The 25219-nt window shown below is 42.6% G+C and carries 29 protein-coding genes; 2 read left to right on the forward strand and 27 right to left on the reverse strand.

The genetic code is table 11. The features are described from left to right. Nucleotides 1–248: 248 nt before the first annotated feature. The gene (locus ACQKL0_RS01815; protein WP_402954828.1) at nucleotides 249–521 is read right to left on the reverse strand and encodes a hypothetical protein; all 273 of its coding nucleotides are present in this window, start codon (nucleotides 519–521) and stop codon (nucleotides 249–251) included. An 18-nt stretch (nucleotides 522–539) separates the two neighbouring features. Further along, a complete protein-coding gene (gene ssb / locus ACQKL0_RS01820; protein WP_427685916.1) occupies nucleotides 540–905 on the reverse strand; it encodes a single-stranded DNA-binding protein in 366 nt (121 codons plus the stop codon). 320 nt (nucleotides 906–1225) lie between these two features. On the opposite strand from ssb, the gene ACQKL0_RS01825 reads away from it, so the two are divergent. Next, nucleotides 1226–1672 (forward strand): YwpF family protein, encoded by a 447-nt coding sequence (locus ACQKL0_RS01825; protein ID WP_402870411.1) that lies wholly within the window; start codon nucleotides 1226–1228, stop codon nucleotides 1670–1672. Between the two features lie 64 nt (nucleotides 1673–1736). Here the strand turns inward: ACQKL0_RS01825 and ACQKL0_RS01830 are convergent, their stop codons facing one another. From ACQKL0_RS01830 to ACQKL0_RS01865, 8 genes are all read right to left on the reverse strand, one after another. After that, nucleotides 1737–2051, reverse strand: coding sequence for a hypothetical protein (locus tag ACQKL0_RS01830; protein WP_402954837.1), 315 nt, complete (start codon nucleotides 2049–2051; stop codon nucleotides 1737–1739). Nucleotides 2052–2325: 274 nt separating this feature from the next. Next, nucleotides 2326–2754 (reverse strand): 3-hydroxyacyl-ACP dehydratase FabZ, encoded by a 429-nt coding sequence (gene fabZ, locus ACQKL0_RS01835; protein WP_402870407.1) that lies wholly within the window; start codon nucleotides 2752–2754, stop codon nucleotides 2326–2328. Nucleotides 2755–2883: 129 nt separating this feature from the next. Beyond that, on the reverse strand, nucleotides 2884–3147 hold the full coding sequence (locus ACQKL0_RS01840; RefSeq protein WP_402870404.1) for a DNA-directed RNA polymerase subunit beta: 264 nt from the start codon (nucleotides 3145–3147) through the stop codon (nucleotides 2884–2886). A 180-nt stretch (nucleotides 3148–3327) separates the two neighbouring features. After that, nucleotides 3328–4176 (reverse strand): flagellar hook-basal body protein, encoded by an 849-nt coding sequence (locus tag ACQKL0_RS01845; protein ID WP_427591717.1) that lies wholly within the window; start codon nucleotides 4174–4176, stop codon nucleotides 3328–3330. A 54-nt stretch (nucleotides 4177–4230) separates the two neighbouring features. Further along, complete coding sequence (locus ACQKL0_RS01850; protein WP_427650258.1) at nucleotides 4231–5067, reverse strand: flagellar hook-basal body protein; 837 nt, start codon at nucleotides 5065–5067, stop codon at nucleotides 4231–4233. A 285-nt stretch (nucleotides 5068–5352) separates the two neighbouring features. After that, the gene (locus ACQKL0_RS01855; protein ID WP_402870397.1) at nucleotides 5353–6354 is read right to left on the reverse strand and encodes a rod shape-determining protein; all 1002 of its coding nucleotides are present in this window, start codon (nucleotides 6352–6354) and stop codon (nucleotides 5353–5355) included. 298 nt (nucleotides 6355–6652) lie between these two features. After that, nucleotides 6653–6925 (reverse strand): sporulation transcriptional regulator SpoIIID, encoded by a 273-nt coding sequence (spoIIID, locus tag ACQKL0_RS01860; protein WP_402870395.1) that lies wholly within the window; start codon nucleotides 6923–6925, stop codon nucleotides 6653–6655. A 438-nt stretch (nucleotides 6926–7363) separates the two neighbouring features. Beyond that, nucleotides 7364–8263 carry a peptidoglycan DD-metalloendopeptidase family protein gene (locus ACQKL0_RS01865; protein WP_402954846.1) on the reverse strand — a complete coding sequence of 300 codons (900 nt, stop codon included), beginning with the start codon at nucleotides 8261–8263 and terminating at the stop codon, nucleotides 7364–7366. 152 nt (nucleotides 8264–8415) lie between these two features. On the opposite strand from ACQKL0_RS01865, the gene ACQKL0_RS01870 reads away from it, so the two are divergent. Next, nucleotides 8416–8841: a VanZ family protein gene (locus ACQKL0_RS01870; protein WP_407408704.1), complete on the forward strand. Its 426-nt coding sequence runs from the start codon at nucleotides 8416–8418 to the stop codon at nucleotides 8839–8841. A gap of 21 nt (nucleotides 8842–8862) precedes the next feature. On the opposite strand, the gene spoIID is transcribed toward ACQKL0_RS01870, so the two are convergent. From spoIID to atpD, 17 genes are all read right to left on the reverse strand, one after another. Beyond that, on the reverse strand, nucleotides 8863–9897 hold the full coding sequence (gene spoIID / locus ACQKL0_RS01875; RefSeq protein WP_402954852.1) for a stage II sporulation protein D: 1035 nt from the start codon (nucleotides 9895–9897) through the stop codon (nucleotides 8863–8865). Between the two features lie 207 nt (nucleotides 9898–10104). Continuing rightward, nucleotides 10105–11403 carry a UDP-N-acetylglucosamine 1-carboxyvinyltransferase gene (murA, locus tag ACQKL0_RS01880; protein ID WP_407408705.1) on the reverse strand — a complete coding sequence of 433 codons (1299 nt, stop codon included), beginning with the start codon at nucleotides 11401–11403 and terminating at the stop codon, nucleotides 10105–10107. A gap of 32 nt (nucleotides 11404–11435) precedes the next feature. Then, nucleotides 11436–12185, reverse strand: a complete 750-nt coding sequence (locus ACQKL0_RS01885; RefSeq protein ID WP_402954858.1) for a YwmB family TATA-box binding protein — start codon at nucleotides 12183–12185, stop codon at nucleotides 11436–11438. A 164-nt stretch (nucleotides 12186–12349) separates the two neighbouring features. Further along, nucleotides 12350–12592, reverse strand: coding sequence for a DUF1146 family protein (locus ACQKL0_RS01890; protein ID WP_403079706.1), 243 nt, complete (start codon nucleotides 12590–12592; stop codon nucleotides 12350–12352). A gap of 149 nt (nucleotides 12593–12741) precedes the next feature. Further along, a complete protein-coding gene (gene nuoN / locus ACQKL0_RS01895) occupies nucleotides 12742–14268 on the reverse strand; it encodes an NADH-quinone oxidoreductase subunit NuoN (protein ID WP_407408706.1) in 1527 nt (508 codons plus the stop codon). Between the two features lie 2 nt (nucleotides 14269–14270). Next, a complete protein-coding gene (locus ACQKL0_RS01900; RefSeq protein WP_427685920.1) occupies nucleotides 14271–15794 on the reverse strand; it encodes an NADH-quinone oxidoreductase subunit M in 1524 nt (507 codons plus the stop codon). After that, on the reverse strand, nucleotides 15791–17662 hold the full coding sequence (nuoL, locus tag ACQKL0_RS01905; RefSeq protein ID WP_427685922.1) for an NADH-quinone oxidoreductase subunit L: 1872 nt from the start codon (nucleotides 17660–17662) through the stop codon (nucleotides 15791–15793). Before nuoL ends, ACQKL0_RS01900 begins: the two co-directional genes overlap by 4 nt. A gap of 42 nt (nucleotides 17663–17704) precedes the next feature. Further along, nucleotides 17705–18019, reverse strand: a complete 315-nt coding sequence (gene nuoK / locus ACQKL0_RS01910) for an NADH-quinone oxidoreductase subunit NuoK (protein ID WP_402870369.1) — start codon at nucleotides 18017–18019, stop codon at nucleotides 17705–17707. Further along, nucleotides 18016–18540, reverse strand: a complete 525-nt coding sequence (locus tag ACQKL0_RS01915; protein ID WP_402870366.1) for an NADH-quinone oxidoreductase subunit J — start codon at nucleotides 18538–18540, stop codon at nucleotides 18016–18018. The genes nuoK and ACQKL0_RS01915 overlap by 4 nt, the downstream gene beginning before the upstream one ends. Continuing rightward, the gene (nuoI, locus tag ACQKL0_RS01920; RefSeq protein WP_402870364.1) at nucleotides 18537–18956 is read right to left on the reverse strand and encodes an NADH-quinone oxidoreductase subunit NuoI; all 420 of its coding nucleotides are present in this window, start codon (nucleotides 18954–18956) and stop codon (nucleotides 18537–18539) included. Before nuoI ends, ACQKL0_RS01915 begins: the two co-directional genes overlap by 4 nt. A 33-nt stretch (nucleotides 18957–18989) precedes the next feature. Then, entirely contained in the window at nucleotides 18990–19997 is a 1008-nt protein-coding gene (gene nuoH / locus ACQKL0_RS01925; protein WP_427685924.1) for an NADH-quinone oxidoreductase subunit NuoH, read from the reverse strand. Continuing rightward, nucleotides 19998–21098 (reverse strand): NADH-quinone oxidoreductase subunit D, encoded by a 1101-nt coding sequence (locus tag ACQKL0_RS01930; RefSeq protein WP_427685926.1) that lies wholly within the window; start codon nucleotides 21096–21098, stop codon nucleotides 19998–20000. It abuts the gene before it with no gap. A gap of 4 nt (nucleotides 21099–21102) precedes the next feature. Next, complete coding sequence (locus ACQKL0_RS01935) at nucleotides 21103–22116, reverse strand: NADH-quinone oxidoreductase subunit C (RefSeq protein WP_427591711.1); 1014 nt, start codon at nucleotides 22114–22116, stop codon at nucleotides 21103–21105. Next, on the reverse strand, nucleotides 22117–22593 hold the full coding sequence (locus ACQKL0_RS01940) for a NuoB/complex I 20 kDa subunit family protein (RefSeq protein ID WP_402871312.1): 477 nt from the start codon (nucleotides 22591–22593) through the stop codon (nucleotides 22117–22119). A 26-nt stretch (nucleotides 22594–22619) separates the two neighbouring features. Then, nucleotides 22620–22994 carry an NADH-quinone oxidoreductase subunit A gene (locus tag ACQKL0_RS01945; RefSeq protein WP_427685927.1) on the reverse strand — a complete coding sequence of 125 codons (375 nt, stop codon included), beginning with the start codon at nucleotides 22992–22994 and terminating at the stop codon, nucleotides 22620–22622. Between the two features lie 355 nt (nucleotides 22995–23349). Beyond that, the gene (locus tag ACQKL0_RS01950) at nucleotides 23350–23751 is read right to left on the reverse strand and encodes a F0F1 ATP synthase subunit epsilon (RefSeq protein WP_402870346.1); all 402 of its coding nucleotides are present in this window, start codon (nucleotides 23749–23751) and stop codon (nucleotides 23350–23352) included. A gap of 24 nt (nucleotides 23752–23775) precedes the next feature. Continuing rightward, nucleotides 23776–25173, reverse strand: a complete 1398-nt coding sequence (gene atpD, locus ACQKL0_RS01955; RefSeq protein WP_402870343.1) for a F0F1 ATP synthase subunit beta — start codon at nucleotides 25171–25173, stop codon at nucleotides 23776–23778. Nucleotides 25174–25219: the final 46 nt, after the last annotated feature.

Below are 25219 nucleotides of genomic sequence, written 5' to 3' on the forward strand. Positions count from 1 at the left end.
TTACAATATATTTTCTTAAAATTCTAACTTAACAGAATAATATTTTTTATTTAGTTCTATAGTATTAGCTTCATAAAAAGAATGACTGTACAAGTACAGTCATTCCAAAAAGGGGAAGAATCAAGCTTTTGATTCTTTTTATGAGGGGATTCGGGGACACTTGCGGGGAAAAGCCAAGTCGGCTTGGGGAAATAGGAAAATAACAGGGACTTGCCACTATTAGTATACTTTTCGAAGGGTATCGCTTTTTATAATTCACCAACTTTCTCTAAATTTGTAACCCTTTTGTCTAATTTTTCATTATGTTCATGTAAATACTTGTTATACGATTCTAATTGGGCTACTTTTAACCTGAGGTGTTTCAACTCATCTTCATTCTCTTTTGTTTGGACATGGGTCTTGGCCACATGCCCAATTAAGTCACCAATGAGTTGTTCTACTCGTTGCTTATCCTGCATCGAACTGAACAGGAGTCGGTTTCGCTTCTGCCCGTTGGAAAGCATTCCACTTTTTTCACTCATGCTTCACCTCCAAGTAAGCTATAAACCAATATGTTCGAATTCCTTTGCCTTGCCATCATTCTGTTGCTTAGTCCCTATGAATTGAACCAGCTCGGCAATAACTTCGGTGACATATACTTTTTTACCCTCTTGGTTGTCATATCTCCTCGTTTGAATTCTGCCCGTAATCCCGACAATCGAACCTTTTTTACAATATTGTGCTGTATTTTCGGCTGTTCTTTTCCAAAGGGTACAGTGTACAAAGTCAGCCTCGTAATCCCCTGCATTACTACGAAAATTACGGTTCACAGCTAAAGTAATATTGGAAACCGCCTTGCCATCTGGCGTATACCTTAATTCGGGATCCTTCGTCAATCGTCCGACAAGAGTTACCTGATTTATCATCTTCTTCCTCCTTTCCTTTCATGATTTAATCATAAGATTTTCTTTTAAAAAGGGGAAATCGACAAAATGGACGAATGCCACTCATTTTAGCTTTAAAAAACGTTATATTACACCCATAACTCTTTTTTGCAGAAAACTTGTTTACTAAAAAGCTTAAACCTATCAATTTGGACTTTTTTTTACTTTTAGCGTATTTTTAGGTTTATCATTTTAAAAAATCAAAATATTCTAGTATGATATAATTACCTTTAAAAGGAATTAACAGGGATAAATGGGCATTTGACTGTCTTCTTCATAAAGGCAAGGAATGGAGGTATTTAATGAAATCTTTCAAATTAATCTATCTACAGATTGTTACAGAGGATTCACGATTAATTGATATACCCTTAGCCGATGGACTCATCATTAATAAAGAAAATGATATCAGCTCGTGGCTCCTAGAGGCCTTTGTGGCAGAAAAACATTTTCATGAGTTTGCATCCTCACTTCCTGATATTGATGGAGAAGTGACCATTCAGGCTGTTATAACGAAAAAAGACAATGAACCCGCTTTATTCGATACCGTCCTGCGCACCATTAAAAAAGTCGATGGTCACTATAGCCTTTTATTTGTCGGCCATATCAAAAAAAACCACACAAAATATGCAGAACTTCTTCTTGAGGATTTAGTCTATAAAGGCTTGGAGGGCGAGGATTTAATCAGGGAATTCAAGAAAAAAATTAAATCCAGACCTAAACTGGCCACCTATAAATCGTCCATAAAATAAAAAACTGGCTTAGCTGAAGGGAATTACACCCGCCATTGCTAAGCCAGTCCTCTTTATATGCCTTTTATTTGTTATCTTTGCCTTTTTTCTCAGCATCTTCAATTAAATCATCGGAATCATTGTTGTTGTTCGTTGTATTGTTATTGTCATCGCCATTCATCGTATCATCATTTTCGATCATACCGTCGTTATCCGTATCAAGATTGTTATTATCGTTTCCAGTGCCTCCGTTATCATCGACACCATCATTTTGATTTTCTTCGATCATGTTGTCATTCTCGGGTGCAGGATTGTTGTCATCATCATTTCCACATCCAGCAAGGAACATGGCAGACATCAAAGATCCCCCGATTAGCGCATAAAGTCTTTTCTTCATCATGAGTAGGTAACCTCCCTTCATTCTTTATCATTTAGTATTTTGCCCGAATGTAAAAATAACTTGCGCCTTATTTTTAATTAGTAAAATATGCTTGAACTTCTGCATATAAAAGATGCCGGACATAAATGTCCGGCATCAAAGGGAGAAAAAATGGTTGTACACAACTAACTGCAATCATTGTAGCTATCAGCTGCATCGTATATGTATTATGTACACCTAATTCGTTCTTCTTAAACATTCTTGCTCAAAATGTCCATATTTAGCCCTTTTAAGCTTATTTATCTCCAAAAGCGAACATGATTTCCGTTTCACAGGCAACTTCGCCATCTACTGTTGCGACCGCTTTTCCTTTACCAACCGATCCCCTTAACCGAATAATTTCTACTTCGAGGCGGAGTTGATCTCCCGGTTTTACCTGGCGCTTGAAACGACAGTTATCGATTCCTGCAAAAAAGGCCAGCCGCCCTTTAAATTCTTCTTGTTTCAATACAGCTACAGCACCTACTTGCGCTAACGCCTCCACAATCAATACACCCGGCATAACAGGGTAATCCGGAAAGTGGCCATTGAAAAATTCTTCATTGGCTGATACATTTTTTAATCCTACAGCTCTTTTCCCATCTTCCACTTCAATAATCCGGTCAACTAATAAAAAAGGGTAACGATGGGGGATGATGTCCTTTATCTGCGTAATATCTAACATGGCTTTTCCTCCTAATAATGATATTGCCTACTTTTAACGAAAACTCGCCCCTCCCTTACATAGGGAAGAGGCATGTTGTTGCCAATTGAAATTTTCTAAAACGGTGGCAACTGCGTCGACAGACTATTTCTATGCATCTTCATTTACAATATCGATGATATGGGTCCATGTGGATTTCTTGAAAACATCCGTTGCCTGCCCTCCGCCAATCACACTATAGCCTATTAGTGAACCGGCAAGTAAAGCGATGAATATCAATCCGATGATCATAAGTAAACGCAGCCAGATCGGCAAAAGCCGGACCTTGATTCTTCGGTTCGGTTGCGTTGTTTTTGCTTCCTTGACCTCTTCACTCACTTCTTGTCTCATTACACTTTTTTGTTCCATACCCATACAAAAGCTCCTTTTTTCAGAAAACTCGCCGAATAAAAGCGTCTTGGCTTATACATAAATAGAAGCATCAAATCACATGCCATGTCAAAATGAATGAGCGTCAACGGTCCTCTTTGCTAAAGTATAATGAAAAACGCTTCAATATGAAACCTAAAGCCATGATTTTATACCCTATCGCGCTTACCGAATCCCATTAATCAGTCCACCCATTTGATCGGCCATCGTTATCGCCCGGGATTGAAATTGATATTGACGTTGGGCATTGATCAAATCCGTCATCTCTTTTGATAGATCGACGTTTGATGATTCAAGTGAACCTTGTTTCACTGCGATTTCCGTACGGTCATCCCCCGTCAATAGCGTCATGATGTCGTCTTCCGCAACACCCAATTCACCGAGGTTGCCCGGGAGCCCCAACAGATTCCCCCCCAATTGTTCCAGGAATTGCGGTTTTTTTACAGAAACGATACCAAGACCGAAGCTTCGCTCTCCATATTCTTCTGTATCCACATTCAATAAACCTTCTTCCGAAACCTTAATATCTTTGATGCTGCCATCAATTAGAATCGGATTCCCATATTCATCAAGGACTTGATGTCCAGCTGAGTTAACGAGCATCATTTGATCTGGGTTCGCCTCGTTAGGAGAAAGATAAAAAGCGCCATCTCTCGTTAAACGAGTGTTGGTCCCTCCGTCATCCTGTACGTTTACCGTGAAAAATAGATCTTCCTTCGTCAATGCCACATCCAGGTTGCGATCGGTATTCTTTAGCGAACCTTGTGTCAGCACGATTTGGGATGGATTTAATTTGGCACCCGTTCCCTGACGAATGCCCGGTGTGGTCAGTCTTCCGATTTCCTTCGTCTCACTCGGCTGATTATTAAAACTTTGGGTTAACATATCACTAAAGCTGGTTTGCGTCTTTTTATAAGCCGTGGTATCCACATTAGCAATATTATTGCTGATCTGATCAATTTGACTTTGAATTTGGTTGAGTGTATTCGTCGCGGATAACATCGTTCGATTCATAGACATTCCCCTTACTGTTCAAATTTCCTAAAGATTCCTTCTACAAATCCGTAATTAGAGTTTCCCCACTTCATTAACCGCTTTATCGAGACTCTTATCATAAGCTTGAAGTACTTTTTGATTCGCTTCAAAAGATCGGTACGCCGACATCATTTCCGTCATCGTCCTCGATTGATCGACATTAGATCCCTCAAGGAAACCTTGTTTCGTGGAGAAGGTCAATCCTTCTGCTGCATACGCATTGGGCAATTCATTATCGACAGCCCTATATAACCCTTCGCCATCTTTCACGAGCTGTTTAGTGGGGTCGTCTGCATAACCGATGCCAAGGCGGGCCGCTTGATTATTGCCTTCAAAGATCATTCCCTTTTCGGTCACGGTGAAGCGATCATTCTCAAGCTGTATCCGTTCATGGTTCTCGTCCAAAACATAATAGCCTTTAGAATTCGTCAAATAGCCTTGACCATCCAGAGTGAAACTGCCGTCCCTTGTATAACGCATTTGCCCGTCTTTATCTTGGACGGTATAAAGGACCGACCCGGCCTTCCCCGTTTCCTCATTGATGGGAAGATTTTCATCTGCTAAGGCAATATCGGTACTAAGCTCCGTTTCTTCAAGGGTCCCTTGCGTGAACAATGGACTCGCTTCTTGTACATAAACGCCTGTACTAAGACTGCCCACTTGCGATAACTTGGGCACGCTTAAATTATTTTCGGTAGGTATTGCATTACGCTGCATATTGCCAAGTAACATTTCCGGAAAAGACCGTACACTGGTTTGATCGGCTTTAAACCCGGTTGTATTCGCATTGGAGATATTATTCGTTAGCATTTCTGTGCGTCTTTGCTGTGTAAGCATTCCAGAAGCGGCTGTATAAAAACCTCTTAACATTTTATTTCACTCCTCATTCCACAAAAGTATTCCGTTCATTTCCTATATGTATCTTATCGGATATAATCGTCTGTATTTAAGGGGAAAATAAATGCTTGGTCCAGAATCATTCATTTCTTGTTTTAGGATAGGTCAAATTTAAAGGAATAGTGTTAAAGTTCCAAACTAAAAGAATAGGGTCTATTGCTCATCAGTACTAGAACTGCACGGACTTTCACTATGCTTCATGTGTGTCTGAACCTTAGACCCTTATCTTATAATGCAGCTTTTTACGGCCGCTTTTTTTTAATTGAATTTGCGCCTTGGCAATTTATCCATATTATCTAACATGATTCCCGTTCCAATCGCTACGCAATCCATTGGATGCTCTGCAACGAGTACAGGGACTTTAAGTTCTTCTGCTAAAAGCAGGTCGATGCCATGAAGCAATGCTCCACCACCTGTTAATATCACGCCACGGTCAATAATATCAGCAGAAAGTTCTGGTGGTGTCCGTTCAAGCACGGCTTTGGCAGCTTGTACGATAACGGAGACTTGTTCACGCAGCGCCTCCTCGATTTCTTCCGAGTTAACGGAGATGGTCCTAGGTAAGCCTGAAACCATATCACGTCCGCGTATATCAATTTCTTCATTGCGTGAACCTGGGAATACCGTCGCAACCTGCATTTTGATATTTTCAGCTGTACGTTCACCGATTAGGAGCTTATACTTACGTTTAACGTAGTGTAAGATTTCATTATCGAATTTATCACCGGCCATTTTGATCGAAGAAGACGTAACGATATCTCCCATTGAAAGAACCGCGATATCCGTTGTACCACCGCCAATATCCACGACCATGTTACCGCTTGGTTGGAAAATATCCATGCCAGCACCGATTGCAGCCACTTTAGGTTCTTCTTCAAGGAATACTTTTTTCCCGCCACTTTTTTCAGCAGCCTCTTTGATTGCCTTTTGTTCAACACTCGTGATGTTTGTTGGACAGCAAATCAAAATCCGTGGCTTAGAAAGAAAGCCTTTCACATTTAACTTATTTATAAAATGCTTAAGCATCATTTCCGTTACATCGAAGTCAGCAATGACACCGTCTTTTAGAGGGCGAATTGCAACAATGTTTCCTGGTGTCCGGCCTACCATTTTACGAGCCTCATCACCAACAGCAAGAACACGGTTCGTATTCTTATCAATGGCTACTACCGAAGGCTCATTTAACACTATTCCTTTACCTTTGACATGTATTAGAACATTGGCTGTTCCAAGATCTATCCCAATATCTCTAGCAAACATTTCTTAAATCCTCCTTGAATATCCTCACATAAAACCTAATTCTGTCCTAATTGTTTATTTTACCATATCGTCTTGTCAAGAAGAAGTATGAAATACAAATAAAAACGAAACCTGCCCCGGATTATCCTATTTAACATAGATATATAAAGGATTTCCATATTAACAAAATTAATCCATAAAAAAATTCCGGGTTGGAGGTTCCTGACTTAGGTGTAGAAAAGGACATGTTTATATGCCATCCTTTGTCTTTACCCTAATTCCTTGGAATCATTTCCAATTTCCGGAATGCATTTGTGATTTACTTAGCGATTTCTTCTTCTTTTTCTGACCGTTTATATTTGAGCTTGGTCGCTTCTCCACCCCGAAGGTGACGAATGGATTTATGGTAATCCAATATATCCTTCACTTCGTTAGCCAATTCAGGATTAATTTCCGGAAGCCTCTCCGTTAAATCTTTATGGACTGTACTTTTAGAGACACCGAATTCTTTTGCAATGACGCGGACCGTTTTTCTAGTTTCCACGATATACTTGCCTATCTTGATAGTTCTTTCTTTGATGTAATCGTGCACACCACTCGACCTCCCCAAATTGGATGTGAGAAGTGTGAAATGAGATTCGTATTTTTCGAATCGAATACCCCTGTCTTATAAACAATGAAAGATAGAATGATCAACTATTAGATTATTTGTAATAAACGACCCCTCACCTCAAACACTCTCTTTGCATGGTTTATAACATCTTATTAGCTTGGTTAAGAATATATGCCTAATGGACAGGGCGTTTCGTTTTATTTATCAATATTCTGCCGTTCCTTTTCCAGTAACTGCATTATTTCCCGAGAAATATGTCAGATACTCAGACTTTTTCTCACATATTCCACTTTTTCCCTGAAATTAAAAAAGGGAGCCGTTCAAATTGAACGGCCCTCTTTTTACCAAATTTTCAGTTGTTGTACTTCTTAACGCTCATGGTTTATGTTTTGATTGTATTTGAATTTTTTATTGTGATTAATTTGCTTCCTTTAATGAATCTTCCAAAGAATCGCTTTTCTCGGTAGAATCTTCAGCTGGGGTGGAGTTATCATCTTCAGTGCCACTTTCTAGCTCAGTGCCTGCATCAGATTCGCCCGTTGCTGGTGATTCCTCTGTCCCTTTTTCAGAACCCTCGGAAGCAGGTGCTTCTTCTTTGCCTGCTGAATCATCCTTGTTACCTTCTGTTTCTTCAGTTGCTGTTTGTATAGCGGATGCTTGCTTTTCAATAAAATCAACTGGATTCAACGCGATGTCGTCTTTTCTGATTTCGAAGTGAACGTGAACGCCTGCCTCTTCATTGATTTGGCTTTTGCCTGAAGTTGCGATAGCTTGTCCTTGTTTCACTTTGTCCCCAACGGCAACCTTGATATCCTTAACAGATTGATAACGAGTAACGACGCCATCTTCATGCTCAACTTCAATCAAATTGCCAAGTAGAGCGTCTTCCTGTACTTTCGATACATTACCGCTCAATGATGCTTTCACATCGAAAGATTTTCCATCTTCCATTGCAATGTCGATCCCTTTATTCTGCTCATATCTATTGTTGTAGAAGACCAACGCATCTTCTTGTGCCTTCTCATCTGCATTCACGTCATAGAATTGTTTTTTGATGACCGTTTTATCGGCATTGGCTACAGGCATCTTAACGGTTTCCAGATCACTATTCACTTCGACTGAAGGCTGATCATAGTTTTTTCCTGTTTCAGCTGAATCCTTTTTCTCGTCCTTAGCTGAATCATCAAAACTATTTTGTAATAAAAAGGCCGCGGCTAAGATTAAGGCTGCACTTGCGATATAGATTGCTGATAATGCCCAACGCTTTTTGAGTATTCGTTGGATTTTGGAAGTTGGTCTTTTTTCTTCCTCTCTCATATTAATCACCTCAGCAACCATTCTGAACATTTTGCCAAGATTATATACATTCGAGTGAAAAAAATTTTAGATTTATTTTATGAAAAAGAATCCGATTTTATTCGTAGAATGGTAAAATGTTTGGTATCTTGCTATTGAAGGATGTTTAATTGATGAAAAAGACCATTAAAATCTTAGTAACGATTCTACCTTTTCTTTACATGATTGCTATTTGGATAATGTCGAGTAAACCTGACGACATCATCCTTGACCTCCCGTCCTCAACAGTGGATCGATTCATTAAAGAGGCGCTCCATTTAGTCGAATTTGCGATTTTGTACATATTATTCGTTTCTGCACTTGCTGTTCATCATAAGTTGAAGCCTGGATTTAGTTTGGTAGCTGCATTCGTTGCCGGTCTATACGGTATCGTTGATGAATATCACCAGTCATTCATCCCATACCGCTCTGCATCCTTGATTGATGTGGCGAAGGACATCATTGGCGTGCTCGCTGTCTATTTTCATGTGCAGTATCACTACTTCAAGCATAAACGAGGCTTTCTGACCCTACTAGAAAAATTCGGCGCAAAAAAATGAGAGCTGGGAAAACCCCTACTCTCATTTTTTTGCTGTCATGGTATTGATCCACTTACTTGAGGACTGTACTTTGACGCCTTTGTAATAATACTTCACGATGTCTTCATAGTTTTTCCCTTCCCGGGCCATCCCATTGGCACCATACTGACTCATTCCCACTCCATGACCATATCCTTTTGTCGTAATGACGATTTGATTCCCTTGACGCTCCCAATCAAAGTCGGAGGAATTCAACCCGAGTTTTTCCCGGATTTGCATACCCGTCAATTTCTTCCCTCCAATTTCAACTAGAGCCACTCGATTTCCGGTTGTCCTTTGAACGACTGTACCGATTGTCGTCCCCGATGATAAACTCACTCCTAACTTTCTCTCGAAATCTCCCGCATCGACCACCATCTTATTATAGAATTTCGGCGATTCTTTATCCCATGGGCTAGACACGCTTTTCAAGTAGGGAAACTCTGCTTGCCAATATTCCTCGGAGTTCTCCGTATACCCATTGCTTGTCGAAAAGAAAGTGGCGGTGATCGGTTTTCCATCATAGGTCAATATCTTGCCTTCCGTTGCCTTAATGGCTTTATCTATCTTTTTCATTTTCCATTTATAATCAGAGCCCCACTGCTTCTTCAGCTCGTTATCATTCTTATACACTTGATGCATTACCGTATCCCCTACATCAGCTCCTTTTGGCAACCCCCGGCGATTATTGCTCATCAACTGATTCACGATGTAGGTCCTTGCCGTCAATGCTTGCGCCTTCAACGCTTCTTCCTCAAAGTCCGCAGGCATCTCTGCTGCCACAACACCAGATAGATATGTTTCAAGTGGAAGCTTTTGAATCTTTTGGGTAGCCGTCCGGTACACGGCCACATCAATGGAACTCATTTTATTTGCAGCCACTTCTTTTCCTTCTTCCTTCTCTTTTTTCTCTAATTGTTCAGCTAACTCCCCACTTGTTACATCATTGGAAAACGGAAGCACAAGCACTGCTGGAATCATGATAATGACGAATGCTACAGCTATGGATAGTACAATCACAGGTTTCATTGCTTTCAAATTCCTGGGCCTCCCTACACTTGTTCTCTGCTTTTTTACAAACTAAATCCAGCAGGTTTCTCTACATGATAAATGTATGTCGAAGGACAAGCTTTTATGAATAGAAAAGTGTCAGGTGCCCAGGTTAGCTTTCTTTATCCCAGCACACAACAAAAAACCCATTCGGGCTTCAAGGAATGAAGCCCGAATGGGTTTTAATAAGTACTCTTAAGCGTTCAAATCCGCTATTTTCGTTTCTGCTGGAACCTCTTCATTAATACGTTCCACATCAGCACCCAATGATGCTAATTTACCATGGAAATTCACGTATCCTCTGTCAAGATGCTTTAATTCTGTAACACGGGTAATGCCCTCTGCAACCAATCCAGTCAGGATAAGCGCAGCAGCAGCACGCAAGTCAGTGGCAGAAACTTCTGCACCTTGAAGGTTGGTTGGCCCGTTAACAATAACCGAACGACCTTCTATTTTAACATTGGCATTCATGCGACGGAATTCTTCAACATGCATGAAACGGTTCTCGAAGACGGTCTCCGTGATCATACTTGTTCCTTCAGCACGCAATAATAATGCCATCATCTGTGATTGCATATCAGTCGGGAAACCAGGATGGGGCATTGTTTTAATATCAATGGCCTTCAAGGTTTTAGGACCGATTACACGCAATCCATCTTGTTCTTCGATGATCGTAACACCCATCTCTTCCATTTTGGCAATGAGGGACGTAAGATGTTCAGGAACGGCACCTTGAACAAGAACGTTACCACCAGTAAGTGCAGCAGCAGTCATAAATGTTCCAGCCTCGATGCGGTCAGGTATAATTGAATGTTCAGCACCATATAATTTATGGACACCTTCGATTTTCAATGTACCCGTACCAGCGCCTTTAACTTTGGCACCCATTTTATTAAGGAAATTAGCTAGGTCCACGATTTCAGGCTCTTTCGCCACGTTTTCCAGAATAGTCGTACCTTCAGCAAGTGTCGCTGCCATCATGATATTTTCAGTGGCACCTACGCTTGGGAAATCAAGATACACTCTTGCTCCCTTAAGTCTTCCATCTACCTCAGCGTCAATGAAACCATTGCCGACCTTCACTTTTGCTCCCATCGCTTCAAAGCCTTTTAAATGCTGATCGATAGGACGGGAACCGATGGCACAACCACCCGGTAAAGCAACGCGGGCCCGGCCATTCCTTGCTAATAATGATCCCATTACTAAAACGGAAGCTCTCATTTTACGTACATATTCAAATGGTGCTTCGTCTAATAACTCTCTTGATGCATCTACAGTTACTTGATTATCTTGAAAGGCAACATCTGTGTTTAAGTTGCGCAATACTTCGTTGATTGTATATACATCGGAGAGCGTAGGAACGTCTTTAATGATACTTTTCCCATCACTTGCTAATAATGTTGCAGCGATAACTGGCAAAACGGCGTTTTTAGCACCTTCTACTTTAACTGTCCCGCTAAGCCTGTTGCCGCCGCGGACGATGATTTTTTCCAAAAGTATTCCCCTCCGCGTCCATTTTCTCTATATTAATATTCAAACGTTATGATTGGTGTGCCAATTACAAAGTTCGTCCGGTCACCCAATCCTTCTGTCCGTAGCCCAAACTGCAAATTTAATTTTTCTTTAGTCAAAGGTTGTTTAAACAAAGTTGAATGTGCAGATATAGATGTAAAGTTTGTTTCATGCACACTCTCAATTTCCCTCGCTTGGAACTTATCTAACAGGCTTTCGGTTTTAGAGTTTAAAATCGAATCCATATTATCATTGATAGACCCCGTAATACAAGAAAAAATTGAAGGAGTTCCCTTAAATATGTCATTCACTCTATTTTGGTACGTACTGGTAAAGTAAGCAGGGTAGCCTTCCTTCCATTCTTGTCCCTTGACTTCGTAAATGACATAGGTAACTTTATCAGATTCATCCTCGGTTGTCATCAATTTAATAGACTCCGTCAGGCCCGAATCGGCATGGTAAAGTAACGCCTCAGCCTTCTGTGCGGAAGCGCCGTCTTCCCGGTTCCAATCAAATTGAGGATATTTTCGTTTTAATGCGATCACTTCTCTTTCAAACTCTTGTTTAGTTGTGATCTCTTTATTTTTCTCGCGCGCGTACACAGACCAATCTCCTATGTTTACCGCTTTATCTTGTTGCAGTAGCTCCACCAATTTCACTATATCGGCTTTGCCTTTTGCCACAATTGTACTATTCCCAATTAAAAACACCGTCAAACCAAGAATTACTATGTATAATAACATTTTTTTACTCTCTGCAAACATGTTAAATCCCTCCCCTTTAAAGCATTATTTCCAAAAAAGGAGAGTTCATACTTTTCATTTCCTGACATTTGATGATGCTTTCTGCTAATGCTATAAAAATCAGTAGAATAATGGCGAATACAAGAAGAATCATATTTTGCTATACATGAAATCTTATAGCTTATTTAATCATCGCTAAACATATATGGAAGTTGGTTAGCAAGTCCTAGGTAGTCAAGGAAGAAATCACTCACAACAGAACCAATGGCCACCGTCAATAAAATATAAAGTACCCTAGCCTTAATGACCGAATTGGATCTTAATATCTTATCAAAATGTAAAGCCTGCAGAGCCCACCATGTAACTGCGATGAAGAACAAGTGGGAAATGATACCCAGCAAGGCCTGCTGTCCCATTGTTGAAAACATGTACATACCTCCTAAAAGACACCCATCTTTCATTCTATCACAAATCCCCTTTAAATTTGGAATTTAAAAGGAAAAATCGTGAAAAATCTTTCAGAATTGAAAGACAGAGACTGTATCCATTGGAACCAGCCTCTGATAAAGGCATTATATCACTCACTTGAAATAAAGTCTTTAAAATCCCCAAAATGGTTATGCAGGAAATCAAAGGCAAGATTAGGAGCTAATCCAAATAGGATCGTGCCGCCTATACAAACCATTATAACGATGGACAAACCCGAACGCACCTTTATTAACTTACCGGAATGGTCCGGCCGGAAAAAGACTTGGACCAATAATCCAAAGTAATAGACATAGGACACGATTGTTGCCGCAATCATGATTCCTGCAAGGACATAATATCCCGGTTCCGTAATGAAAGCGCCGAGAAAGATATTCAGTTTGCCAATAAAGCCTGCCGTTCCCGGAATGCCTGCCAATGAGAGGATAAACACAGTAAAGGCTATGGCCAGATATGGTGACTTCTTCCCTAGCCCCGCAAGGATACTGATGTCCTCTGAACCGCTTCGGATCGAGAGCACTTGAATAATTGCAAAAGCACCAATGTTCATCAGTGTATAAGCAAGTAAGTAAAACCAGACTGTATCCATCAAGAAGTACCCGCCGCCCAATGTGGTTACGGCTACAAGAAGGTATCCTGCATGGGCGATACTCGAATAAGCGAATAACCGTTTTAAATTTTGCTGTCTTAATGCAATCACATTCCCTACGATCATCGTCACCGCTGACACTAAAGCGATATATCCACTGTTTTTCTCGAAAAAGTCGAATGCCCCGAGAGTATCCCCAGGTGCAGTCAAGAATAAGGAGAGAAAAATACGCAGAAGGATTACAAATCCAGCTGTTTTCGAGATGACGCTTAAAAAGGCGGTGACGGGCGTAGGCGCCCCTTCGTAAACATCCGGAGCCCACATGTGAAAGGGGGTAGCGGCAATTTTAAAAGATAAACCGATGAAAACCATGAAGAAAGCGAGCCCCGTAATGTAGAGCAGTTGACCATCTGTCATGCCTGCCATCGTTCGGCTCATTTCCCCCAGATTCACCGATCCCGTCACACCATACAAATAACTCATGCCAAACAGAGTGATGGCTGTAGAGATTCCTCCATTAATTACGTATTTCATGGCCGCTTCATTGGACTTCGTATTTTGTTTACGTATGCCCGATAATATATAGGAAGAAAGTGATAGCAACTCCAGGCCAACAAATAACGTGATCAAGTCCCCACTTGATGTCATGATCATTGCTCCAAGCAACGCCGCCAGGAACAGATAATAAAATTCCCCGCGATGCTCCTTCAACCCTTCCTTGGGCTCATAGCTCTCTGCAAGCAGGATGATTAACCCCGCTCCTAACAGTAAGATTAGCTTAAACGCTTTTGCAAAAGAATCTAACCGAAAAGTATCGGATAAGATACTTACCGTTTCAAAAGAAAACAAACTTATCAAGGAGAAAAAGGCCAGTATGATACCGGTAAGGGCCAACCAGGCCAGCTTTCTCCGATTAAAATGCTTCGGCCAGAATAAGTCCAATATGGAAAGGGCCATCGCCGTTCCAAGGATGACGAATTCCGGCATCATCGCTCCCCAATGATATGAAAGCATCGTATTCCAATCCATCTTCATCGCCCCCCTACGGCTAGCATGATTGCGTCAATCGTTCCTTGAAGAGGCCTGCCGAGTAGATTCGGATATATACCGATTGCTATAATTAAGCCGAGAAGCACTGCCGTCGGTACCATTTCCTTACCCTTAAGATCATATATCTCTTTCTCTATTAAGCTATTATCCTTGCCGAATGTCATCGTCAGGACAGCCCTCAAGACGTAGATAGCTGTTAAGATGAGACCGATGGCGCCAATTGCAGCAAGCACCGGCTGGCTCTTAAATAGGCCCAGGAAGGCCATGAATTCACTGATGAACCCTGACATGCCCGGCAAACCAAGAGAAGCCATCCCCCCGGCCAGCAGAAATCCGGAAAAGAGCGGCATCGACTTGGCTAGGCCTCCAAGCCGGTTAAGCACCGTCGTACCTGTCCGTTCATACAACACAGCAACCAAAAAGAATAGGAAAGCGGCAATCAACCCGTGTGATACCACTTGAAAAATAGCCCCCTGCAAACCCGCTTCATTCAAGGCACCAAGCCCCATCATCACGATTCCCATATGTGAAACGGACGAATAGGCTAAAACAAGCTTGAAATCTGTCTGCACTAACGCTAAGAAGGCACCATACAACAAGCTGATGACCCCAAAGAGAACAATGATGGAGGCAAGCGTTTGATATTGGTCTGGAAAGATTCCCATTCCAAACCGGATGATTCCGTAAGCGCCTATCTTCAAGAGAATCCCTGCATGGATCATGACAATCGATGGTGGCGCCTCGGCATGAACCCGCACCATCCAAGTATGGAAGGGAAACATGGGCAGTTTAATGGCAAAAGCAATCAGGAGGGCCAAGCATAGTCCATATTTCATCGAGTCGGAAACCGGTGCGAATAGAGATACACCACCCATTGTCATCATCTGTGTCAAAGCCGCGATATTCGTCGTACCTGTCCGGGCGAACAATATCAGAATCACCACCAATAAAATGGCCGATCCTATTCCGTTATAGATCAAAAACTGATAAGAAGCTTTTTCTTTCTCAAGATATCCCCACTTGCCAATCAAGAAGAACGTCGGGACCAAGGTCATTTCAAAGAAGATGAAAAACAAGATGAGGTTTTCCGCCGTAAAGACGCCAAGCATCCCAATCTCTAAAAGTAAAAATAATAGGTAATACCCTTTCCACTCCCTCTTTATGGAAAAGGATGCCAGGGCCGCCAAAGAGGAAATGATTGTCGTCAACAATAGAAAGACGAGGGTTAAACCATCCAGACCCAATTCAAAATTCACCGCGAATAAATTTGGGTCATACATCGAAAGATTCCCAAATCGAATCCAGTTCACCTTGATGTCAAAAGAAGAGAGTGCTATCCCTGAATAGTACTGTACAAGTAAAAATAACGTCAGTATAAGGGGCGGCAGTGTCCCAAAGAAACCAAATTGCTTAATGGTCCTTTCCTCGGTCCTAGGCATGAGGGCCACCATCACCATACCAAGCAGCGGGGAAGCCACCAACAATGTGAGTAAGTATCCGTTCATCTTAAATACCCCCCAGTGAACGCAAAGATGACCATCAGAACCGCAAGTCCGAGAAAGGCTATAACGCCATATTGCTGTACCTGTCCCGTTTGAAGTTTAGCCCCCATTTTCCCTAAACCTTCTATGGAGTTACTCACTGTGGACACCAATCCTCCGATAATGAACTTTTCCATATAAGATAGAAACAAGCTAAGGCCTCTGGTAAGATAGCCTACGGTAAAGTAGTACATCTCATCTATGAAGTACTTATTATCTAAAACTCTATATATCATGGAGTCCTCTCCCACCAGCCAACTCCGTGATAGCGCCCTTTTTACGTAGATGAGATACGCCAGGAATATACCAGCAATTGAAACGAGAATGGCTAACAACATGATCCAAACCGGTCCCTCATGATGACTGACGCCTAACAGCGATTCATTTCCATCGATGAGCCAGTCTCCAAGAAAGGCCCCAAACCATGGAGTTTGTATATATCCGCTGAGCACGGCAAGCACCGCAAGGACCATCATTGGAACCAACATGAAAGAAGAAGGATCTTCGACTTGATTGGCAGGACCTCTTGATTCTCCGGCGAAAATCATGAAAAACAAACGGAACATATAAAAGGCCGTCAAAAAGGAGGCAATCAAAGCGAGCGTGAATAGAAAGTAGCTCCCATTCCCCCAGGCCGACATCAAGATTTCATCCTTACTGAAAAATCCTGATAAAAGGGGAAACCCCGATATCGAGAGCGTACCAATTAGGAACAACGGACCCGTTACCTTCAACTTCTTCCATATCCCACCCATTTTTTCTACATCTTGTGTATGTAAAGCATGAATAACACTACCTGCTGCCAAGAACAGCAAAGCTTTAAAGAAAGCATGGGTCATTAAATGAAACACCCCTGCGACATACCCCGCCGTGCCCAACGCCAGCATCATGAATCCAAGCTGGCTGATGGTTGAGTAGGCCAGCACTCGCTTCACGTCTTTTTGGACGAGAGCAATGCTAGCGGCGAAGATCGCGGTAAAGCCACCCGTCACGGCTACGACCTGCATAGCTGCCGAACTTGCAAGAAACAGAGGAAACATCGTGGCTACCAAGTAAACGCCTGCCGCTACCATAGTTGCCGCATGGATCAAAGCGGAGACCGGTGTGGGCCCTTCCATCGCGTCAGGAAGCCATGTGTGAAGTGGAAACTGTCCGGATTTTCCGACAGCCCCGATAAAAATCAGAATGGCGATTAGCGTCAACCTTCCCATCGAGATTTCCCCCGTTTGAACAGCTGAGAAAATATCCCCATATTCGAAGCTTCCAGTTTCCCAGAATAATAGAATAATTCCAATGAGAAGCCCCACATCGCCAATCCTGGTCATGATAAATGCCTTTTTTGCAGCGAGCTTTGCTTCCTGTTTATGAAAATAAAATCCGATTAATAGGAATGAGCCAACTCCAACAAGCTCCCAGAAGATATATAGCTGCAGTAAATTCGGTGCTATGACAAGCCCAAGCATGGAAAAGGTAAAGAAACCAAGGTAAGCATAGAAAGTGGAAAACCGCTCTTCCCCTTTCATGTATTCCACCGAATAAATTTGAACAAGCAGACTCACCAGAGATACGACCACAAGCATCAAGGCATTCAGCTGATTGATTTCAAATCCTGCCGTGAGTTGCGTCCCACTGATAGAAAGCCAATCCATCGCCATCTTATAAGTAGGTCCCTGCAGCCGTTCCACCAAAACGATTACAGATAAAATGAACGATGTGAGTGTGAACAGTATTCCAATATAGGCGCCTTTTTCCCGCCACCGTCTACCGTATAAAAGCAGTAACACGAACGAGACGAGTGGAAGGATCGGTATGACCCAAGCATTCTCCATCATCGTATCAAATCCCCTTCTTCATACCTTCATTTGTATGAACCGTCAATGCTTCATCGTATCCATTTCATCCACATTGACTGTTTTTCGATTTCGGTACAGAGCCATTAAAATGGCTAGCCCCACAGCCGCTTCGGCTGCAGCGATTGTAATCGTAAATAATGAAAACACCTGACCCGTAATAGACGGAGTTACCCCAAATTTACTGAAGGCAACCAGATTGACATTCGCGGCATTCAGCATCAGTTCAATCGATATCAAAACAATAACTGCATTTCTTTTCGTCAAGGCACCGTATAGCCCGATGCAAAATAAAACGAGTGCCAAGACGAGGTAAGCAGACAAGGGAACACCTGTCATAACTTTCCTCCCTCCTCTTCCTCATCATCTTTTTTTGCCAAGACTATGGCACCGACCAAAGCGACGAGCAGGAGCACGGAAAGCACTTCAAATGGAATCACATACTTTGAGAACAGCTCGATTCCGATTTGTTTCGTATTTTCCTCATGCAGGGTCGATGGCTGAACCGGTATATCCAGGTTGTAAATGCCTAGATAAACCACTAAGGCAAAGCCGGCAATTCCTAAGATCAAAAAGAACTTTCGCCAACCGTCCTTTGCCGGTTCCTCCTTTTCATGATGGCGCGTCAGCATGATTCCAAACAGCATCACGATCGTAATCGCCCCGGAATAGATGAGGATTTGTACGACAGCGACAAATTCCGCCGATAAAAGCAAGTAAATGCCTGCAATGCTTAGGAATGTAAAGACCAGTGCAACCACCATGTGCACCACTTTCGTTAACGTAATCAGCAGTACCCCGCCCACTATCGCGACGGTTGCCAAGCCGATAAAAGCAAGTAATTCACCAGACACACTCATACCTTATTCACCTTTCGAATATTCTCATCATTCTCATCCAACCACTCCAGATTTTTAAATAACTGATCCCGGCTATACTCAGCCAGTTCAAATTCGTTCGTCATCACGATTGCTTCGGTCGGACAAACCTCCGTGCATAAATCGCATAAAATGCATATTTCAAAATTGATGTCATAGGTATCGATGATCTTTCCTTTTTTCGTAGGATCTGGATGTCTTTTTCCCGTTAACTGAATGCAATCCGTCGGACAAATCGTCACGCACTGATTACAAACAATACACTTTTCAGGATAAAATTTTTGAATTCCCCGGAACCGATCAGGGAGTGGCAGTGGCTCATTCGGATAGTCATACGTCACCTTTTTCCGGGTCAGGTTCTTCAGCGTGTACGTTAGACCTTTTGCTAACCCCAGCATATGGATCCCCCACTTTCTGAAAATCTTTAACGTCTAAAATAGTTTGAATAGTTCTTTGAAAAGCGCAGTCAAAAATATATTGGCTAACGCTACGGGCAACAAGACCTTCCAACCAAACTCCATCAATTGGTCCACTCTTATCCGTGGAAACGTAACGCGAATCCAAACCAATACGTAAAAGACAAGACTAAACTTCAAGCCAAACCAGATGGCTCCTGGAATAAAATCCATAAACGGTATAGAATTCCATCCACCTAAAAATAATACAGTGGTTAACGTAGCCATTGCAAACATATAGACATATTCCGATAACATAAAGAAAGCCCAACGAAAGCCGGAATACTCGACATGGTAGCCTGAAACGAGCTCTGATTCCGCTTCTGGAAGATCAAAAGGTACCCGATTCAACTCGGCCACCGATGCGATAAAGAATACGAAGAATGCAATGGGCTGAAGGAAAATGAACCAAACTTTATCCTGAGCGGCAACTATTTCGTTCAGGTTTAGGCTCCCCGTCAAAAGGACGATTCCCACTACTGACATGACAAGCGGGATTTCATATGAAATCATTTGTGCCGCCGCGCGCATCCCGCCAATCAAAGAATACTTATTGTTGGATGCCCATCCAGCGGTCACGATGCCAATCGTCGATATGCCCGATACCGCCACATAATAAAGGAGGCCGACACCTATATCCGCAAATTGAAAAGCTTCTGTGAAAGGCAAGGTCGCCAGGACCATGAAAGCCGGAGCAAAGGCGATCACGGGAGCTAATATATACAGCGGTTTATCCGCTTTTTTCGGTATGGTGTCTTCCTTAATCAAAAGCTTTAAAACATCGGCAACGGTCTGTAAAAGCCCCCATTTACCCCCAAGTTGATTCGGACCCACCCGCATCTGCATGAACCCCATGATCTTCCGTTCCGAGAGGATGCCATAGGTGACAAACCCTAACACTACGAATAGGAGCAGGACCGCCAAGCCAAAGAAGATGCCAAAGTTGAGAAGGCTAGGAGCTGATTGAAGTAGATTGTGGATCATCTAGCCATCCACCTCCCCTAAAACGATGTCAATCGCCCCAAGTATCGTTATCAGATTCGCCATATTTTCCCCTTCAAGCAATTTGGGCAGGATTTGCAGATTATAAAAGGATGGTCGCCGGAATTTCAAACGGTACGGCTCCTTTTTCCCTTCACTCGCAATATAGCAGCCTATTTCCCCTCTTGGCGATTCGATTCGGACTAACGCCTCCCCTTTTGGGACCTTGATGATTTTCGGGACCTTGGCAAGGATCGGCCCCTCAGCAGGAAATTGCTTTACGGCCTGTTCCAGGATTTTCAAGGACTCTTCTATTTCTTCCATCCTGCAATGATAACGGGAAAAGGCATCACCTTCTTCACGGGTGGGTACATCGAATTGGAACCGGTCATAAATGGAGTAAGGCTCATCTTTTCTTAAATCAAATTTCACACCCGTACACCTTAAATTAGCGCCGCTCAATGAATAGGAAAGTGCATCTTCCTTTGAATAAACGCCCACACCCCTGACCCGGTTCATAAAAATCTCATTGCCTGTAACCAGTTGGTGGTACCCAGCCAGTTGCTCCCTCATGTAGGGGACAAACTCTGCCACCTTTTCTATCCAATCCTCCGGAGCGTCCCACTTCACGCCTCCAACCCTCATGTAATTAAACGTCAGCCGTGCCCCCGACAATTCGGTCAATAAATTGATGATCATTTCCCGTTCACGAAAGGCGTATAAAAAGGGACTTGTCGCTCCAATATCAAGTAAGTACGTTCCCCACCACACAAGGTGGCTGGCCACACGGCCCAACTCCATCGCGATAACACGCAAATATTCCGCGCGGTCAGGTACCTCCACCCCCATCATGGTTTCAACTGCATGGCAAAGTACATAATTATTAGTCATCGCCGCTAAGTAATCCAACCGATCGGTATAGGGGATGATCTGTGTATATTGCAGATTTTCAGCCAGCTTTTCCGTTCCCCGATGAAGATACCCAATGACTGGGGTGGCCTCTTTAATGATTTCACCGTCGATTTTGATGATAAGCCGGAACACGCCATGCGTACTGGGATGCTGTGGCCCGACATTAAGCAACATCTCTTCCGTCCGTAACATTGAGCTACACCTCCACGTCATAGGGCTGATAATCTTTACGAAGCGGATATCCAATCCAATCTTCTCCAAGCAAGATCCGCTTTAAATCCGGATGCCCTTGGAATACGATGCCGAGTAAGTCGTATGCCTCACACTCCGGCCAATTTGCTCCCGGCCATAAGGGCACCAACGACGGGACAGAAGGAGTATTCCTATCAAGTTTCACCTTCAGTGCAACTGAATGATTTATTAGAAAGGAGTACAGCTGTACATACATTTCCATATGGGTCTCAAAGTCGGTGCCATGCAACTCTGATAAGTACTGAAAACTTAACGTTTTATCATGGCGTAGAAAGTCTGCAATTTGGAAATATGTATCAGGTTTAGCTACCAAGGTGGGAATATCTTTGGAAAGGGTATTAATATAGTAATCTACTAGGACATCTTCTCCCAAATGCCGTTCAATGGCCTGAATAAGTTGATCGAGGATAGGTTGGTTGGGTGAAGGTGCTTCTGGGGTCGCTTCGGGACTTTCTTTTACAGTATTCTTTGCCTTTGCGGCCGCCGCTGCCTTTGCTTTTGCTGCAGCGATAGCTTTGGCCTTCGCCTTTTCGGGATCTTCTTCTTTATTGGTCGCTCCTTTCTTTTTGGCTAATGCAGCAGCCTTGGCCTTCGCTACGGCGGCTGCCTTCTGCTTTGCTATATCTAAGTTGTCTCCTCCCCCTTCTGTTCCGCTCTCTTTTGCCTGTTTTCGTGCCAGGGCTGCTGCTTTCGCTTTTGCCGCGGCGGCTGCCTTCTGCTTCGCTATATCTAGGTTGTCTTCTTCTCCTCCTTCTGTTCCGCTCTCTTTTGCCTGTTTTCGGGCTAGGGCGGCTGCTTTCGCTTTTGCTGCTGCGGCTGCCTTCTGCTTCGCTATATCTAGGTTGTCCTCTTCTGCTTCTGATTTACTCTCTTTTGCCTGCTTTCGGGCCTGGGCTGCTGCTTTCGCTTTTGCAGCGGCCTCCTTTTTCTGCTGAGCTAAGTCTTGCTCATCACTCATTTAAATCACCCGCTTTCCGGTTTTGGCTTCATATCTGATTTTTTCTTTCAATTTATTGATTCCGTAAATCAGTGCTGCCGGATTAGGAGGGCACCCAGGAATATAAACATCAACGGGCACAATCTGGTCTACCCCTTTAACGACTGAATAGGAATGGACATACGGGCCTCCAGCCGTTGCACAGGATCCCATTGCAATCACCCATTTCGGTTCTGGCATTTGGTCATATAGGCGCCTTAAAATAGGGGCCATTTTTTTCGTCACTGTGCCAGAAACGATCATGACATCCGATTGTCTCGGTGAAGTACGAAAAAAGGAACCAAATCGATCCAAATCATAATGGGAGGATCCCACCCCCATCATTTCAATGGCACAACATGCGAGCCCGAAAGTCATTGGCCATAATGAATTGCTTCTAGCCCACGCCTTTACTTGCTCAAGCGTGGATAAAAAGACACTTTGACGCATTTCTTCCATTTCTTCACGGGTGAGGTTATCTAATTTCAATTCCACTTTAACACCTTCTTTTTCCAAGCATAAATTAGGCCTAACAATAGGATAAGGACAAAAAATAGCAGCTCAATCAGAGCAAACAATCCCAATTCATCATATGCAACCGCCCAAGGATAAAGAAAAACGGTTTCTACATCAAAGATGACGAACATCAATCCAAATAAATAATACCTGACATTGAACTGAACCCTGGAGTCCTGAAAAGGTTCCACTCCACTTTCGTAGGTCGTATATTTCATCTCATTCGGTTTATTTGGTCTAAGAAGCTTTCCAAGAAATAGTGCCACTAGTGGAAGTAAGATTCCTAAGCTGAGGAAAACGAATACAATTAAATAATTATTTTGGTAAATATGCAGCTGTCCCATGTCCATCACCCTTTATAGAAGAATCATGTTTAAATGGTACACTTGTCTTCATTTTAGGTAAGTAACCCCGTTTTAAAAAAGTATGCGGGTACACCTTTTTTTAGAAGCAATCTGATATTCCGAGACTACATCCAATAAATGTAAGTGTATACATTATAACATTCCGTAAAATGCAGTGTCATGGCTCAGCGAATCAAATAGGGAAATACTTTTCCTCCTAATCCGATAATATTTTATAATTGTCAACATCGTACTACATGATGTGACAACCGATTAATTCAATGTGGCCTTTTGCTAAAACATAAAAAAGCACCCCACTTTCCAAGTGGAAAGTGAGGTGCTTTTTCTTTGAAATTTATCGCATTTCTGCAATTTGAATCCGGTTTACAGCCCGTTTAAGTGCTAAATTAGCTCTTTTCGAGTCATTAGATCCATCATTGTTCTGCAATCTTTGTTCTGCACGTGTTTTTGCTGCTTGAGCACGTGCAAGATCGATAGTTTCAGCTCTTTCAGCAGATTGAGCTAAAATGGTTACCACATCAGGGCGAACTTCTAGGAAGCCACCATTTACAGCTACATAGTCTGTGTTGTTTCCATTTTTAAGACGAACAGCACCGATAGTAAGGGGAGCTACGGTTGGAACGTGTCCAGCCATAATTCCCAGCTCACCACTTTTAGCTTTCGTGCTTACCATTTCAACTTCTGCTTCATATACTGGGCCATCGGGAGTAACAACATTGACTTTAATGGTCTTCATTTCATTACCTCCTAGTTCCCTTAATTAAGCCATTTCTTTTGCTTTAGCAATAACTTCTTCGATACGGCCAACTAAACGGAATGCATCTTCAGGAAGCTCGTCATATTTTCCAGCTAGGATATCTTTGAATCCTTGAACTGTTTCTTTTACTGGTACGTAAGAACCTTTTTGACCAGTAAATTGTTCAGCCACGTGGAAGTTTTGTGACAAGAAGTTTTGGATTCTACGAGCACGAGCAACGATTACTTTCTCGTCTTCGCTTAATTCATCCATACCCAAGATTGCGATGATATCTTGAAGTTCTTTATATTTCTGTAATGTTGATTGTACTTGACGAGCAACATTATAGTGCTCTGCTCCAACAACCTCTGGGCTAAGCGCACGAGAAGAAGAAGCCAATGGATCAACCGCAGGGTAGATACCCATTTCAGAAAGTTTACGTTCAAGGTTAGTCGTTGCATCTAAGTGAGCGAAAGTTGTAGCTGGAGCCGGATCCGTATAGTCATCGGCAGGTACATAAATTGCTTGGATAGATGTAACAGAACCTTTATTAGTTGAAGTGATACGCTCTTGTAATTGACCCATTTCTGTAGCAAGGGTAGGTTGGTAACCAACCGCTGAAGGCATACGTCCTAGTAGGGCAGAAACCTCAGAACCTGCTTGAGTGAAACGGAAGATGTTATCGATGAAGAAAAGAACGTCTTGTCCTTGTTCGTCACGGAAATATTCAGCCATTGTCAAACCACTAAGAGCTACACGCATACGTGCACCTGGTGGCTCATTCATTTGTCCGAATACCATCGCTGTTTTCTTAATAACACCAGAGTCAGTCATCTCGTAGAAAAGGTCATTCCCTTCACGAGTACGCTCACCTACACCAGCGAATACGGAAATACCACCGTGTTCTTGGGCGATGTTGTTAATAAGTTCTTGGATAAGTACAGTTTTACCAACACCGGCTCCACCGAAGAGACCGATTTTACCACCTTTGATGTAAGGTGCAAGTAAATCTACTACTTTGATACCAGTTTCAAGGATTTCAACTTGTGTTGAAAGTTCCTCAAAAGTTGGTGCTTGTCTGTGAATTGGATCACGACGTACATCTGCTGTAAGTGGATCAAATAGATCGATATTTTCCCCTAATACGTTGAAAACGCGACCTAGAGTTACATCACCTACAGGAACGGAAATCGGTGCTCCTGTATCAAGTGCTTCTGCACCACGAGTTAAACCGTCCGTGGAAGACATTGCAACAGTACGAACTGTATTATCACCTAGTTGAAGGGCTACTTCGAGAGTTAGTCCTGTACCAGACGCTTTATTTTCGATTCTTAACGCGTTATAGATCTTAGGAAGTTGTCCGTCTTCGAATTTCACGTCAACAACCGGACCCATAACTTGAGTAACGCGTCCTATATTCATCGTTTTCCCTCCTTACGTTGCTTATAACGACTATCATATTTATGGA

This window comes from Peribacillus sp. NPDC097264, from assembly GCF_050277925.1.
GTDB lineage: Bacteria > Bacillota > Bacilli > Bacillales > DSM-1321 > Peribacillus.

Bases quoted from the DNA above. Each gene is read 5' to 3' on its own strand.
- ACQKL0_RS01815 (WP_402954828.1), bottom strand. From the start codon at position 521: ATGAGTGAAAAAAGTGGAATGCTTTCCAACGGGCAGAAGCGAAACCGA.
- ssb (WP_427685916.1), bottom strand. From the start codon at position 905: ATGATAAATCAGGTAACTCTTGTCGGACGATTGACGAAGGATCCCGAA.
- ACQKL0_RS01825 (WP_402870411.1), top strand. From the start codon at position 1,226: ATGAAATCTTTCAAATTAATCTATCTACAGATTGTTACAGAGGATTCA.
- ACQKL0_RS01830 (WP_402954837.1), bottom strand. From the start codon at position 2,051: ATGATGAAGAAAAGACTTTATGCGCTAATCGGGGGATCTTTGATGTCT.
- fabZ (WP_402870407.1), bottom strand. From the start codon at position 2,754: ATGTTAGATATTACGCAGATAAAGGACATCATCCCCCATCGTTACCCT.
- ACQKL0_RS01840 (WP_402870404.1), bottom strand. From the start codon at position 3,147: ATGGGTATGGAACAAAAAAGTGTAATGAGACAAGAAGTGAGTGAAGAG.
- ACQKL0_RS01845 (WP_427591717.1), bottom strand. From the start codon at position 4,176: ATGAATCGAACGATGTTATCCGCGACGAATACACTCAACCAAATTCAA.
- ACQKL0_RS01850 (WP_427650258.1), bottom strand. From the start codon at position 5,067: ATGTTAAGAGGTTTTTATACAGCCGCTTCTGGAATGCTTACACAGCAA.
- ACQKL0_RS01855 (WP_402870397.1), bottom strand. From the start codon at position 6,354: ATGTTTGCTAGAGATATTGGGATAGATCTTGGAACAGCCAATGTTCTA.
- ACQKL0_RS01865 (WP_402954846.1), bottom strand. From the start codon at position 8,263: ATGAGAGAGGAAGAAAAAAGACCAACTTCCAAAATCCAACGAATACTC.
- ACQKL0_RS01870 (WP_407408704.1), top strand. From the start codon at position 8,416: ATGAAAAAGACCATTAAAATCTTAGTAACGATTCTACCTTTTCTTTAC.
- ACQKL0_RS01885 (WP_402954858.1), bottom strand. From the start codon at position 12,185: ATGTTTGCAGAGAGTAAAAAAATGTTATTATACATAGTAATTCTTGGT.
- ACQKL0_RS01890 (WP_403079706.1), bottom strand. From the start codon at position 12,592: ATGTTTTCAACAATGGGACAGCAGGCCTTGCTGGGTATCATTTCCCAC.
- nuoN (WP_407408706.1), bottom strand. From the start codon at position 14,268: ATGGATTGGAATACGATGCTTTCATATCATTGGGGAGCGATGATGCCG.
- ACQKL0_RS01900 (WP_427685920.1), bottom strand. From the start codon at position 15,794: ATGAACGGATACTTACTCACATTGTTGGTGGCTTCCCCGCTGCTTGGT.
- nuoL (WP_427685922.1), bottom strand. From the start codon at position 17,662: ATGATGGAGAATGCTTGGGTCATACCGATCCTTCCACTCGTCTCGTTC.
- nuoK (WP_402870369.1), bottom strand. From the start codon at position 18,019: ATGACAGGTGTTCCCTTGTCTGCTTACCTCGTCTTGGCACTCGTTTTA.
- ACQKL0_RS01915 (WP_402870366.1), bottom strand. From the start codon at position 18,540: ATGAGTGTGTCTGGTGAATTACTTGCTTTTATCGGCTTGGCAACCGTC.
- nuoI (WP_402870364.1), bottom strand. From the start codon at position 18,956: ATGCTGGGGTTAGCAAAAGGTCTAACGTACACGCTGAAGAACCTGACC.
- nuoH (WP_427685924.1), bottom strand. From the start codon at position 19,997: ATGATCCACAATCTACTTCAATCAGCTCCTAGCCTTCTCAACTTTGGC.
- ACQKL0_RS01930 (WP_427685926.1), bottom strand. From the start codon at position 21,098: ATGTTACGGACGGAAGAGATGTTGCTTAATGTCGGGCCACAGCATCCC.
- ACQKL0_RS01935 (WP_427591711.1), bottom strand. From the start codon at position 22,116: ATGAGTGATGAGCAAGACTTAGCTCAGCAGAAAAAGGAGGCCGCTGCA.
- ACQKL0_RS01940 (WP_402871312.1), bottom strand. From the start codon at position 22,593: ATGGAAGAAATGCGTCAAAGTGTCTTTTTATCCACGCTTGAGCAAGTA.
- ACQKL0_RS01945 (WP_427685927.1), bottom strand. From the start codon at position 22,994: ATGGGACAGCTGCATATTTACCAAAATAATTATTTAATTGTATTCGTT.
- ACQKL0_RS01950 (WP_402870346.1), bottom strand. From the start codon at position 23,751: ATGAAGACCATTAAAGTCAATGTTGTTACTCCCGATGGCCCAGTATAT.
- atpD (WP_402870343.1), bottom strand. From the start codon at position 25,173: ATGAATATAGGACGCGTTACTCAAGTTATGGGTCCGGTTGTTGACGTG.